Origin of the sequence: Pseudomonas sp. DNDY-54 (genome assembly GCF_019880365.1) — a bacterium.
Classification (GTDB): Bacteria; Pseudomonadota; Gammaproteobacteria; order Pseudomonadales; family Pseudomonadaceae; genus Stutzerimonas; species Stutzerimonas stutzeri_P.
Genome location: NZ_CP082271.1, coordinates 576,283 through 589,567, shown reverse-complemented (window position 1 = coordinate 589,567; position 13,285 = coordinate 576,283). Strand labels below are relative to the sequence as shown.

General features: G+C 53.5%; 10 protein-coding genes, 6 tRNA genes and 3 rRNA genes. All 19 read right to left on the bottom strand.

Going from position 1 to position 13,285, the window contains the following annotated elements; all coding sequences use genetic code 11:
* Positions 1–189 precede the first annotated feature (189 nt).
* Complete coding sequence (rplL, locus tag K4O48_RS02810; RefSeq protein ID WP_222910654.1) at positions 190–558, bottom strand: 50S ribosomal protein L7/L12; 369 nt, start codon at positions 556–558, stop codon at positions 190–192.
* Positions 559–632: 74 nt separating this feature from the next.
* A complete protein-coding gene (gene rplJ / locus K4O48_RS02805; RefSeq protein ID WP_222910653.1) occupies positions 633–1,133 on the bottom strand; it encodes a 50S ribosomal protein L10 in 501 nt (166 codons plus the stop codon).
* A gap of 212 nt (positions 1,134–1,345) precedes the next feature.
* Positions 1,346–2,041, bottom strand: coding sequence for a 50S ribosomal protein L1 (gene rplA / locus K4O48_RS02800; protein ID WP_222910652.1), 696 nt, complete (start codon positions 2,039–2,041; stop codon positions 1,346–1,348).
* Positions 2,041–2,472 carry a 50S ribosomal protein L11 gene (gene rplK, locus K4O48_RS02795; protein WP_041110223.1) on the bottom strand — a complete coding sequence of 144 codons (432 nt, stop codon included), beginning with the start codon at positions 2,470–2,472 and terminating at the stop codon, positions 2,041–2,043. Before rplK ends, rplA begins: the two co-directional genes overlap by 1 nt.
* A gap of 112 nt (positions 2,473–2,584) precedes the next feature.
* Positions 2,585–3,118 carry a transcription termination/antitermination protein NusG gene (gene nusG, locus K4O48_RS02790; protein WP_168426162.1) on the bottom strand — a complete coding sequence of 178 codons (534 nt, stop codon included), beginning with the start codon at positions 3,116–3,118 and terminating at the stop codon, positions 2,585–2,587.
* A 9-nt stretch (positions 3,119–3,127) separates the two neighbouring features.
* Entirely contained in the window at positions 3,128–3,496 is a 369-nt protein-coding gene (gene secE / locus K4O48_RS02785; RefSeq protein WP_222910651.1) for a preprotein translocase subunit SecE, read from the bottom strand.
* A 42-nt stretch (positions 3,497–3,538) separates the two neighbouring features.
* A tRNA-Trp gene (locus tag K4O48_RS02780) sits at positions 3,539–3,614 on the bottom strand.
* A 52-nt stretch (positions 3,615–3,666) separates the two neighbouring features.
* Entirely contained in the window at positions 3,667–4,860 is a 1,194-nt protein-coding gene (gene tuf, locus K4O48_RS02775; protein WP_073301046.1) for an elongation factor Tu, read from the bottom strand.
* An 83-nt stretch (positions 4,861–4,943) separates the two neighbouring features.
* Positions 4,944–5,019: transfer RNA gene (locus tag K4O48_RS02770), tRNA-Thr, on the bottom strand.
* A gap of 28 nt (positions 5,020–5,047) precedes the next feature.
* Positions 5,048–5,121, bottom strand: a tRNA-Gly gene (locus tag K4O48_RS02765).
* Positions 5,122–5,146: 25 nt separating this feature from the next.
* A tRNA-Tyr gene (locus K4O48_RS02760) sits at positions 5,147–5,231 on the bottom strand.
* Between the two features lie 140 nt (positions 5,232–5,371).
* Positions 5,372–6,034: an SPOR domain-containing protein gene (locus K4O48_RS02755; protein WP_222910650.1), complete on the bottom strand. Its 663-nt coding sequence runs from the start codon at positions 6,032–6,034 to the stop codon at positions 5,372–5,374.
* Between the two features lie 10 nt (positions 6,035–6,044).
* Positions 6,045–6,785 (bottom strand): type III pantothenate kinase, encoded by a 741-nt coding sequence (locus tag K4O48_RS02750; protein WP_222910649.1) that lies wholly within the window; start codon positions 6,783–6,785, stop codon positions 6,045–6,047.
* Positions 6,775–7,740, bottom strand: a complete 966-nt coding sequence (birA, locus tag K4O48_RS02745; protein WP_222910648.1) for a bifunctional biotin--[acetyl-CoA-carboxylase] ligase/biotin operon repressor BirA — start codon at positions 7,738–7,740, stop codon at positions 6,775–6,777. Before birA ends, K4O48_RS02750 begins: the two co-directional genes overlap by 11 nt.
* 117 nt (positions 7,741–7,857) lie before the next feature.
* Positions 7,858–7,973 (bottom strand): 5S ribosomal RNA (gene rrf, locus K4O48_RS02740).
* 155 nt (positions 7,974–8,128) lie between these two features.
* Positions 8,129–11,019: ribosomal RNA gene (locus K4O48_RS02735) — 23S ribosomal RNA — on the bottom strand.
* Positions 11,020–11,271: 252 nt separating this feature from the next.
* Positions 11,272–11,347: transfer RNA gene (locus K4O48_RS02730), tRNA-Ala, on the bottom strand.
* Between the two features lie 30 nt (positions 11,348–11,377).
* A tRNA-Ile gene (locus K4O48_RS02725) sits at positions 11,378–11,454 on the bottom strand.
* A gap of 91 nt (positions 11,455–11,545) precedes the next feature.
* A 16S ribosomal RNA gene (locus tag K4O48_RS02720) occupies positions 11,546–13,082 on the bottom strand.
* Together the 16S, 23S and 5S rRNA genes with 2 tRNA genes alongside form the textbook arrangement of a ribosomal RNA operon.
* Positions 13,083–13,285 lie beyond the last annotated feature (203 nt).

The window sequence follows — 13,285 nt, the reverse complement described above, 5'->3', positions numbered from 1 at the left end:
TTTGGCTTCTCCCGACGGGAGCAGCCAGAAAATCTTGCGAATTCTCGATTCGCACCGCCCATCGGGGCGATTTTTCCATTCGAGCTGCCAGATGCACATCATGCAGCTATAACGGAAAAAGGCCGGTGGCAAAAGCCACCAGCCATCAGCCTTACGCGAGTCGCTTCGGCTGTAGACGCAAGGTCGTGCTTACTTGAGCTCGACTTTGGCGCCAGCTTCTTCCAAGGATTTCTTGGCAGCTTCGGCTTCGTCCTTGGACACGCCTTCCTTGACCATGCCAGGGGCGCCGTCTACGACTGCCTTGGCTTCTTTCAGACCCAGACCGGTCAGTTCGCGTACCGCCTTGATCACGTTGACTTTCTTGTCGCCAGCTTCCAGCAGCATAACGTTGAACTCGGTCTGCTCTTCAGCCGCGGCAGCAGCCGGGCCAGCAGCAGCGGCGGTAGCAGCGGCTGCGGTTACGCCGAACTTTTCTTCCATTGCCTTGATCAGTTCAACAACCTGCATCACAGACATTTCGGAAACGGCGTTGATGATGTCTTCGTTGGTCAGAGCCATGACTCTTGTTCCTGTATATAAGTGACGGCCTGCGGCCATCTAATCTAAAAGAAATCGAAAGTGCTTTCCGCGCGTCAAGCAGCGGCAGCTTCTTTCTGGTCGCGAACGGCCGCCAAAGTACGAGCCAGCTTGCTGGTAGCGCCTTGAATCACGCTCATCAGCTGCGAAATAGCTTCGTCATAGGTCGGCAGGGTTGCCAAAGCGTCGATCTGGTTGGCTGCGATGAACTGACCCTCGAACGCAGCAGCCTTGATCTCGAACTTGTCCTGGCCCTTGGCAAACTCTTTGAAAATACGGGCAGCAGCACCCGGATGTTCATTGGAGAACGCGATAAGGGTCGGGCCTTTGAACACGTCGCTGAGCACGTCGTACGGCGTGCCTTCAACGGCGCGGCGAAGAAGAGTGTTACGCACAACACGTACGTACACACCAGCATCGCGGGCCTCTTTACGGAGTCCGGTCATGGCTCCCACGGTCACGCCACGGGCATCAGCCACGACAGCGGAAAGGGCAGCTTTGGCAGCCTCGTTGACTTCAGCGACGATGGCTTTCTTGTCTTCGAGTTTGATTGCCACGGGTTTTTACTCCTGGATGTTACCGGTTCGCCCAGTCGGGACTGGACGGGTTTTGGTGTCTGATTCGGTACGAATCGGGAGCACCTCTGCGTAGGCTTGAAAAAGCAGAGCCCTTTCGGTTTAAGACCTTCGTCGCCTACGGTCTTGGATAGCCCCCGCCAGGCAGGGACCCCAATCTGTAAAGCGCCTCGCCGGAGCGAGACGCCTAAGTATTAGGCCTCGAGGGAGGCCTGATCGATGACAAGGCCCGGACCCATGGTGGTGCTGAGGGTCACGCGCTTAACATAGATACCTTTAGAGGTAGATGGCTTTAGGCGCTTGAGGTCAGACAGCAACGCCTCGACGTTCTGCTTCAATTGCATAGCCTCAAAACCAACTTTGCCCACTGAAGTGTGGATGATGCCGTTCTTGTCCGTACGGAAACGCACCTGACCGGCCTTTGCATTCTTGACGGCGGTTGCTACATCGGGCGTCACGGTGCCAACCTTCGGGTTAGGCATCAGTCCACGCGGACCTAGGATCTGACCCAGCTGACCAACAACACGCATTGCGTCAGGCGAAGCGATGACAACGTCATAGTTCAGGTCGCCACCTTTCATTTCGGCAGCCAGCTCGTCCATGCCAACACGATCAGCGCCTGCAGCCAGAGCAGCCTCAGCGGCCGGGCCCTGAGTAAACACAGCGACTCGCACACTTTTGCCAGTGCCGTTCGGCAGTACGGTAGCCCCGCGAACAACCTGATCAGACTTACGCGGATCCACACCCAAGTTAATGGCGATGTCAAAGGACTCGGTAAACTTCACAGCCGACAGCTGAGCTAGCAGAGTGGCTGCATCTTCAAATGCATACTGCTTGCCTGCTTCAATCTTGTCAGCGAAAGCCTTCTGACGCTTAGTCAACTTAGCCATTACACACCCTCCACGTTCAGGCCCATGCTGCGAGCGGAGCCGGCGATGGTACGCACGGCCGCCTCAAGATCAGCAGCGGTAAGATCAGCGTTCTTGGTCTTCGCGATCTCTTCCAGCTGAGCACGAGTAACGGTGCCGACTTTCTGGGTGTTCGGACGAGCAGAACCACTAGTAATGCCCGCAGCCTTCTTCAGCAGAACGGCAGCTGGCGTGCTCTTAGTCTCGAAGGTAAAGCTACGGTCGCTATAGACAGTGATGATCACCGGCGTAGGCAGACCAGGCTCCTGGCCTTGAGTACGGGCATTGAATGCCTTGCAGAATTCCATGATGTTGACGCCATGCTGACCCAGCGCAGGCCCAACAGGTGGCGATGGATTGGCCTGACCGGCCTTTACCTGAAGCTTGATATAAGCTTGAATCTTCTTAGCCATAACTACTCCGTTCCGGGTTTTAGCGCCTTTCGGCTCCCCTATTCACTTGAATATCCCAGTGACGACAAAACCCCGCAGCCAGCAGCTGCGGGGTGTGGGATGCATACTTCAACTAGACCTTTTCGACCTGACTGAACTCCAACTCTACCGGCGTTGAGCGACCAAAGATCAAAACCGCAACTTGAATGCGGCTCTTCTCGTAATTGACCTCTTCGACCACGCCGTTGAAATCAGCAAATGGACCATCGGCCACACGCACAACTTCGCCCGGCTCAAAAAGCGTCTTGGGCTTCGGCTTGTCACTACCATCCGCCACGCGACGAAGGATTGCTTCTGCCTCTTTATCGGTAATCGGGGCAGGCTTATCAGCAGTGCCACCGATAAAGCCCATCACTCGCGGCGTGTCTTTGACCAGGTGCCAAGCACCTTCAGCCATATCCATCTGAACAAGAACATAGCCCGGGAAGAACTTCCGCTCACTCTTGCGCTTCTGCCCATTGCGCATCTCGACCACTTCTTCAGTGGGAACCAGAATCTCGCCGAAATGATCTTCCATACCAGCAAGCTTGATACGCTCAACCAGCGAGCGCATGACATGCTTCTCGTAACCCGAGTAAGCATGAACCACATACCAACGCTTAGCCACGGGACACCCTTAACCTACAACCATAGAAACCAGCCAACCGAGCAGGGAATCTAACCCCCACAACAGCAGCGCCATAACCAGCACAACCGCAACGACAATTAACGTGGTTTGAGTGGTTTCCTGACGGGTCGGCCAAACGACTTTACGAATCTCAACGCGCGCCTCTTTCAGCAAAACGAAAAAGGAACGACCTTTAGACGTCTGCAGCGCTACAAATGCAGCAACCACAGCAAGAACGAGTAACGCGAGAACCCTATACAGAATCGGCTCTGCGGCGTAATACTGATTACCTACGACCGCCACAACCACCAAAGCAGCCACAACAAGCCACTTCACCAGATCGAAGCGCGTGTCTTTGGCTTCAGCCTTGATATTCATCTGCTAGAACCCTGTAAAAACTGCCAATTTCGATATTGAAAGTGGCAGGCCAGGAGGGAATCGAACCCCCAACCTGCGGTTTTGGAGACCGCCGCTCTGCCAATTGAGCTACTGGCCTAACAAGAGACAGGCCGACTATTATGCCGGCCTGAATAGATCAGATCAACCGATTACTCGATGATCTTGGCAACCACACCAGCGCCAACGGTACGGCCGCCTTCGCGAATTGCGAAACGCAGGCCATCTTCCATGGCGATCGGGGCGATCAGGGTGACAACCATCTTGATGTTGTCGCCCGGCATTACCATCTCAACGCCTTCTGGCAGCTCGCAGTTACCGGTCACGTCGGTGGTCCGGAAGTAGAACTGCGGACGATAGCCCTTGAAGAACGGCGTGTGACGGCCGCCTTCTTCCTTGCTCAGGACGTAGACTTCGCCTTCGAACTTAGTGTGCGGCTTGATGGTGCCCGGCTTGGCCAGAACCTGACCACGCTCGACGTCATCACGCTTGGTACCGCGCAGCAGCACGCCGACGTTCTCACCCGCACGACCTTCGTCGAGCAGCTTACGGAACATCTCAACACCGGTGCAGGTGGTCTTGGTCGTGTCACGAATGCCGACGATTTCGATCTCTTCCTGAACCTTGACGATACCGCGCTCAACACGACCGGTCACAACAGTGCCGCGACCAGAGATGGAGAACACGTCTTCGATCGGCATCAGGAATGGCTTGTCGATGGCACGCTCAGGCTCTGGAATGTAGCTATCCAGAGTTTCAACCAGCTTGCGCACGGCCGATACGCCCATTTCGTTGTCATCCTGGCCGTTCAGAGCCATCAGCGCTGAACCGATGATGATCGGCGTGTCGTCGCCTGGGAAATCGTAAGTGCTGAGCAGGTCACGCACTTCCATTTCGACCAGCTCCAGCAGCTCGGCGTCGTCCACCATGTCAGCCTTGTTCAGGAAGACAACGATGTAGGGAACACCAACCTGACGGGACAGCAGGATGTGCTCGCGAGTCTGAGGCATCGGGCCGTCAGCAGCAGAGCAAACCAAGATCGCGCCGTCCATCTGCGCAGCACCGGTGATCATGTTCTTCACATAGTCAGCGTGGCCTGGGCAGTCAACGTGTGCGTAGTGACGGATCGAGGAATCATATTCAACGTGGGAGGTGTTGATGGTGATACCACGAGCCTTCTCTTCCGGCGCGTTGTCGATCTGCGAGAAGTCACGCGCAGAGCCGCCCCAGGTTTCCGCACAGACCTTGGTCAGTGCAGCGGTGAGCGTGGTTTTGCCATGGTCAACGTGACCAATGGTACCGACGTTCAGGTGCGGTTTGTTACGTTCGAATTTTTCTTTAGCCATCGAGACCGTCTCCCATCGTTGAATTGAGCTAGTCACGCCACCATTAAAACAAAGGCAGATATATACATATCTGCCTTTGGAGTTGGAGCTCATGAGCGGATTTGAACCGCTGACCTCACCCTTACCAAGGGTGTGCTCTACCAGCTGAGCTACATGAGCAAATCTTGCCGCGTAGACATTTTAAACATGGAGCGGGTAGCGGGAATCGAACCCGCATCATCAGCTTGGAAGGCTGAGGTTCTACCACTAAACTATACCCGCGCTAGCTGAGGCCTACGCTAAAATCTGGTGGAGGGGGAAGGATTCGAACCTTCGAAGTCGATGACGTCAGATTTACAGTCTGATCCCTTTGGCCGCTCGGGAACCCCTCCAAAACGAGGCGGCATTCTCAATGCCTACCCTCTTACTGTCAAGAGTTTTTTCATTAAAAACCTGAGGTTAGGCTCTTTGACAGCGCTCAGCAGCGTCACCTGATAAGGCATGCTGCTGAGCGGGCGCCATTCTATTTAAACTATGAGGAAGTTGCAACGGCTGAACACGGCATTTGTCGATGTTCGAGGTCAGGAAAATCTCTGTTGAGCTCAGCAAGCAACTCGTCGTTCAGCAAGCGTTGACTATCACTGGACACCCGCACCCAATAACGGCGGTGAGTTCGAGGCAGCTCCCGGATTGACGCAACGTAGTCCACACCGTTCAAACGGCTCACCACACTTTCCGCAGAGTCTTTGCGCGAGAAAATCCCCAGTGAGATCCCATTGGTCAAGTCCCCAACAGTGATGATGTAGCTATCGATATTCCGTGACTGGAGCTCTCGCAGCTGGCGTAACGACGCTTGCCGGGACACAAGCGGCGGCAGATATACCCAATAGTCGACACCGGCCGCTTCATCAGCCGGCTCAACCCGCGAATCGATATCCAAACTGAGCAACCGCTGCTCAACCGCCAAGGCCATTGATTCTTGATCGAAACCCCCGAGAAATAGACAGGCGGTATCCGGGTTTTGTGTGGCCTGACGAGGACTCAGCGGGGCTGTCTCACTCAACAGCTGGATGCCTTCCCCTCGAGAAGGGACTTCAAGCGCCGCAATTTGGCCGGCCACCGGCGGCGCCTGATTGATCTGATACAGATAAAACAGCAAATTGGCTGCCACTAAAAATATTAAAAGCCAGCGCATCGACACCTCATTAGGGACAGGCTATCGCTAAACCTCTGAAGACAAGATCCGGCACATACTTCACGCCAGGAAGATCAGTTGCTAACGCTGCATCGCCCCCGGTAACAAAGGTGACAAATCCGTCCTCCATATAGTCCGCAGCGGCCGCAATCTGAGTAGAAATATAGCTACGAGCCATAATCAAACACCCACGCTCCACAGCCTCGGCGGTACTTTTGCCAGGGGCGACGTTTGTCAGCGCGAGCTCGGCCTCGGCCTCGTCGTACCGGATACGCCGAGTGTGATCAAGGAGCTTCGCGCGAAGAATAGCTACCCCCGGTGCAATATAGCCTCCGAGATGCGTGCCATCATGAGCAACATAGTCAACAGTGATTGCGGTCCCGAGATCAATAACTAGGCATGCCCCACGGCACATATCATAAGCAGCCACGATAGCTAGCCACCGGTCCAAGCCAAGGCGCTGATGATCGCGATAGCCATTTACGACGCCAGCGACTGCCTTTTCTGAATGGGCCTTGTCCAGACGTATATTAAGGTCCGTAGATATCGCATCTATGATTGCTTGGGTCTCGCCGTCACCTCGTACGCTTACCAAACGACCACGTGTGACTGGCCCGACATCACTATCCAGAATAGCCCGAATGACATCGCCCACCTGAGCTGAGACCCCGTGGGCAACCCCCGCCCCCCCAATGCCTGAAAGAACACGCCATTTGATGTAGCTGTTCCCGCAATCCAGCTCAAGAATCATGGTTGAGCCTCAAGCTAAGCTCACCGCCACTAAAATGCTGCTCACCTTCACCATCAACCAGAAGCCTTAGCTCACCCAACTTGTTCACACCCATCATCACGCCTTTGATTTGTCGAGTGCCAGTACTTAAGGTACAGCGCCTACCCTTCCAAAGATCATTTGCCTCCCATTCGTCGCGAAGGGAGGCGAAGCCTGCATATGCGTGCCTCTCTAAGTACCGATGCAGAGACTCAGCAATTAAGAGAGCCACACCCACCCGGTCTACCAATTTCGCCAACTGGGCTCTGATCGATGTCCATGGCTGATCGATATCGACAGCATCGGAAATCATATTGACATTGACTCCGATACCAATAGCAACATGACATACATCCGCTGGATCGCCAGTCAACTCCAAGAGGATACCGGCGATCTTCTTACCGCCTGCATATATGTCGTTTGGCCATTTAAGACCCACATCTTCAACACCAATATTGCGCAAGGCCTGTAACACCGCCAAGCCTGTTACGAGGCTCAGACCGGAAAGCCCTTGAGCCCCGTTTGTTATTTTGACGCACAGCGTAAAGTAAATATTTTCTGCTGGAGGACTTACCCACGCTCGACCCCTACGGCCCCTTCCACCGGTTTGACCCTCCGCCATCACCACCAACGGTGCCAACACTCCTGACTGCAGCAGCCTCAACGCTTCGGCATTGGTAGAGTCAACTGAGTCATGGAGGAACAACCTCCACCCTAGGCTGTTCATCACATCTGAAAGTGCCTCTTGACTCAAAAGGGAGAGCGGGCCGGCCAGACGGTACCCTTTTCCTGGTACTTTAAACAGCGCGATACCCAACTGACTTTCAAGCCGGCGAGCATGCTTCCACACTGCACTGCGACTCATACCAAGCACCGCACCAAGCTCTTCACCGGAATGAAAGCGGCCGTCAGCGAGCAGCCGCAATAACTCGTACATAAGACCCCCTAGCCAGCGAGCGGACATCATAGCGATACGGCCAGGTAAGAGCGCGTTTTCCGCTGCGCAAAGACAAACCCCCGGTACTCTTACGAGTATCGGGGGTTTGGTGTAGAAGCTTGACGATGACCTACTCTCACATGGGGAGACCCCACACTACCATCGGCGATGCGTCGTTTCACTACTGAGTTCGGGATGGGATCAGGTGGTTCCAACGCTCTATGGTCGTCAAGCAATTCGGTTGGGGAATCGGTGTTGAGTCGCTTCCCCTAATTGGGTATGTGATGGTGTTTCGGTATTGCTTTTGCTTTGCGAGCGATGCGTCTTTTCGGTTTGTTTGTCGACTTCAACCGTCTGACACGCAAACATCAAATTGTTTGGGTGTTATATGGTCAAGCCTCACGGGCAATTAGTATTGGTTAGCTCAACGCCTCACAGCGCTTACACACCCAACCTATCAACGTCGTAGTCTTCGACGGCCCTTCAGGGAGCTCGAGGCTCCAGTGAGATCTCATCTTGAGGCAAGTTTCCCGCTTAGATGCTTTCAGCGGTTATCTCTTCCGAACATAGCTACCCGGCAATGCCACTGGCGTGACAACCGGAACACCAGAGGTTCGTCCACTCCGGTCCTCTCGTACTAGGAGCAGCCCCTCTCAAATCTCAAACGTCCACGGCAGATAGGGACCGAACTGTCTCACGACGTTCTAAACCCAGCTCGCGTACCACTTTAAATGGCGAACAGCCATACCCTTGGGACCGGCTTCAGCCCCAGGATGTGATGAGCCGACATCGAGGTGCCAAACACCGCCGTCGATATGAACTCTTGGGCGGTATCAGCCTGTTATCCCCGGAGTACCTTTTATCCGTTGAGCGATGGCCCTTCCATACAGAACCACCGGATCACTAAGACCTACTTTCGTACCTGCTCGACGTGTCTGTCTCGCAGTCAAGCGCGCTTTTGCCTTTATACTCTACGACCGATTTCCGACCGGTCTGAGCGCACCTTCGTACTCCTCCGTTACTCTTTAGGAGGAGACCGCCCCAGTCAAACTACCCACCATACACTGTCCTCGATCCGGATAACGGACCAGAGTTAGAACCTCAAAGTTGCCAGGGTGGTATTTCAAGGTTGGCTCCACGCGAACTGGCGTCCACGCTTCAAAGCCTCCCACCTATCCTACACAAGCAAATTCAAAGTCCAGTGCAAAGCTATAGTAAAGGTTCACGGGGTCTTTCCGTCTAGCCGCGGATACACTGCATCTTCACAGCGATTTCAATTTCACTGAGTCTCGGGTGGAGACAGCGCCGCCATCGTTACGCCATTCGTGCAGGTCGGAACTTACCCGACAAGGAATTTCGCTACCTTAGGACCGTTATAGTTACGGCCGCCGTTTACCGGGGCTTCGATCAAGAGCTTCGCTTGCGCTAACCCCATCAATTAACCTTCCGGCACCGGGCAGGCGTCACACCCTATACGTCCACTTTCGTGTTTGCAGAGTGCTGTGTTTTTAATAAACAGTCGCAGCGGCCTGGTATCTTCGACCGGCATGAGCTTACGGGGTAAACCCTTCACCCTCACCGGCGCACCTTCTCCCGAAGTTACGGTGCCATTTTGCCTAGTTCCTTCACCCGAGTTCTCTCAAGCGCCTTGGTATTCTCTACCCAACCACCTGTGTCGGTTTGGGGTACGGTTCCTAGTTACCTGAAGCTTAGAGGCTTTTCCTGGAAGCATGGCATCAACCACTTCTCCTTCTAAAAGAAGGATCGTCATCAGTTCTCGGCATTAAGATCCCGGATTTACCTAAGACCTCTGCCTACCACCTTAAACTTGGACAACCAACGCCAAGCTGGCCTAGCCTTCTCCGTCCCCCCATCGCAGTAACTAGAAGTACGGGAATATTAACCCGTTTCCCATCGACTACGCTCTTCAGCCTCGCCTTAGGGACCGACTCACCCTGCGTCGATTAACGTTGCGCAGGAACCCTTGGTCTTTCGGCGTGGGAGTTTTTCACTCCCATTGTCGTTACTCATGTCAGCATTCGCACTTCTGATACCTCCAGCAAGCTTCTCAACTCACCTTCACAGGCTTACAGAACGCTCCTCTACCGCTCATCTTACGATGAACCCGTAGCTTCGGTACCTGGTTTGAGCCCCGTTACATCTTCCGCGCAGGCCGACTCGACTAGTGAGCTATTACGCTTTCTTTAAAGGGTGGCTGCTTCTAAGCCAACCTCCTAGCTGTCTGAGCCTTCCCACATCGTTTCCCACTTAACCAGGATTTTGGGACCTTAGCTGACGGTCTGGGTTGTTTCCCTTTTCACGACGGACGTTAGCACCCGCCGTGTGTCTCCCGTGCTGACACTTGCTGGTATTCGGAGTTTGCATCGGTTTGGTAAGTCGGGATGACCCCCTAGCCGAAACAGTGCTCTACCCCCAGCAGTGATACACGAGGCGCTACCTAAATAGCTTTCGAGGAGAACCAGCTATCTCCGAGCTTGATTAGCCTTTCACTCCGATCCACAGGTCATCCGCTAACTTTTCAACGGTAGTCGGTTCGGTCCTCCAGTTAGTGTTACCCAACCTTCAACCTGCCCATGGATAGATCGCCCGGTTTCGGGTCTATTCCCAGCGACTAGACGCCCTATTAAGACTCGCTTTCGCTACGCCTCCCCTATTCGGTTAAGCTCGCCACTGAAAATAAGTCGCTGACCCATTATACAAAAGGTACGCAGTCACCTAACAAAGTAGGCTCCCACTGCTTGTACGCATACGGTTTCAGGATCTATTTCACTCCCCTCTCCGGGGTTCTTTTCGCCTTTCCCTCACGGTACTAGTTCACTATCGGTCAGTCAGTAGTATTTAGCCTTGGAGGATGGTCCCCCCATATTCAGACAAAGTTTCTCGTGCTCCGTCCTACTCGATTTCACTTCTAAGACCTTTTCGCGTACAGGGCTATCACCCACTATGGCCGCACTTTCCAGAGCGTTCCGCTAAAATCAAAGAAGCTTAAGGGCTAGTCCCCGTTCGCTCGCCACTACTAAGGGAATCTCGGTTGATTTCTTTTCCTCAGGGTACTTAGATGTTTCAGTTCCCCTGGTTCGCCTCACACACCTATGTATTCAGTGTGTGATAACCATCTTATGATGGCTGGGTTCCCCCATTCAGACATCTCCGGATCACAGTCTGTTTGCCGACTCCCCGAAGCTTTTCGCAGGCTACCACGTCTTTCATCGCCTCTGACTGCCAAGGCATCCACCGTATGCGCTTCTTCACTTGACCATATAACCCCAAGCAATCTGGTTACTGTCTATAACGTGAAGACGACATTCGCCGAAAATCCGCATTTTGCTCTCTCGAGCATCTCGCAAATTTTACCTTGACTTGAATAATCACCAGTGAAAGTGACCACTCAAATCTACTTCTATCACATACCCAAATTTTTAAAGAACAGTTACTGGCGCAAAGACCAGAAATCAATACACTCCCTAAGGAATACATTCATTTCTGTGCTTTCAGCGATTATCGAGTTAATGGTGGAGCCAAGCGGGATCGAACCGCTGACCTCCTGCGTGCAAAGCAGGCGCTCTCCCAGCTGAGCTATGGCCCCATCTACAGATCGGCCACATCCCATGACAATTGGTGGGTCTGGGCAGATTCGAACTGCCGACCTCACCCTTATCAGGGGTGCGCTCTAACCAACTGAGCTACAGACCCAATCGTCTCTCTCGGGTCGAAACCCAATCGCTTTTCGCTAGTGAATCAAGCAATTCGTGTGGGAACTTATGAAGAAGCTGAAGTCTTCGATTAAGGAGGTGATCCAGCCGCAGGTTCCCCTACGGCTACCTTGTTACGACTTCACCCCAGTCATGAATCACTCCGTGGTAACCGTCCTCCCGAAGGTTAGACTAGCTACTTCTGGAGCAACCCACTCCCATGGTGTGACGGGCGGTGTGTACAAGGCCCGGGAACGTATTCACCGTGACATTCTGATTCACGATTACTAGCGATTCCGACTTCACGCAGTCGAGTTGCAGACTGCGATCCGGACTACGATCGGTTTTATGGGATTAGCTCCACCTCGCGGCTTGGCAACCCTTTGTACCGACCATTGTAGCACGTGTGTAGCCCAGGCCGTAAGGGCCATGATGACTTGACGTCATCCCCACCTTCCTCCGGTTTGTCACCGGCAGTCTCCTTAGAGTGCCCACCATAACGTGCTGGTAACTAAGGACAAGGGTTGCGCTCGTTACGGGACTTAACCCAACATCTCACGACACGAGCTGACGACAGCCATGCAGCACCTGTGTCAGAGTTCCCGAAGGCACCAATCCATCTCTGGAAAGTTCTCTGCATGTCAAGGCCTGGTAAGGTTCTTCGCGTTGCTTCGAATTAAACCACATGCTCCACCGCTTGTGCGGGCCCCCGTCAATTCATTTGAGTTTTAACCTTGCGGCCGTACTCCCCAGGCGGTCGACTTAATGCGTTAGCTGCGCCACTAAGATCTCAAGGATCCCAACGGCTAGTCGACATCGTTTACGGCGTGGACTACCAGGGTATCTAATCCTGTTTGCTCCCCACGCTTTCGCACCTCAGTGTCAGTATTAGCCCAGGTGGTCGCCTTCGCCACTGGTGTTCCTTCCTATATCTACGCATTTCACCGCTACACAGGAAATTCCACCACCCTCTGCCATACTCTAGCTTGCCAGTTTTGGATGCAGTTCCCAGGTTGAGCCCGGGGCTTTCACATCCAACTTAACAAACCACCTACGCGCGCTTTACGCCCAGTAATTCCGATTAACGCTTGCACCCTTCGTATTACCGCGGCTGCTGGCACGAAGTTAGCCGGTGCTTATTCTGTCGGTAACGTCAAAACACTAACGTATTAGGTTAATGCCCTTCCTCCCAACTTAAAGTGCTTTACAATCCGAAGACCTTCTTCACACACGCGGCATGGCTGGATCAGGCTTTCGCCCATTGTCCAATATTCCCCACTGCTGCCTCCCGTAGGAGTCTGGACCGTGTCTCAGTTCCAGTGTGACTGATCATCCTCTCAGACCAGTTACGGATCGTCGCCTTGGTGAGCCATTACCTCACCAACTAGCTAATCCGACCTAGGCTCATCTGATAGCGCAAGGCCCGAAGGTCCCCTGCTTTCTCCCGTAGGACGTATGCGGTATTAGCGTTCCTTTCGAAACGTTGTCCCCCACTATCAGGCAGATTCCTAGGCATTACTCACCCGTCCGCCGCTGAATCAGAGAGCAAGCTCTCTTCATCCGCTCGACTTGCATGTGTTAGGCCTGCCGCCAGCGTTCAATCTGAGCCATGATCAAACTCTTCAGTTCAATACTGCATGGGTTTTGAGAAAACCCTAAACTTGGCTCAGCAATCGCAATCTCTTCCAAAGGTCACCCTCAAGAAGAGCACTCAATGATTTCTCGTTGAGTACATTGTGATGCTGATAATCTTGCTGACTATCAGTCTTACCTCACAAGCACCCACACGAATTGCTTGATTCAGTTGTTAAAGAGCGTTTCGATCAAGTCTT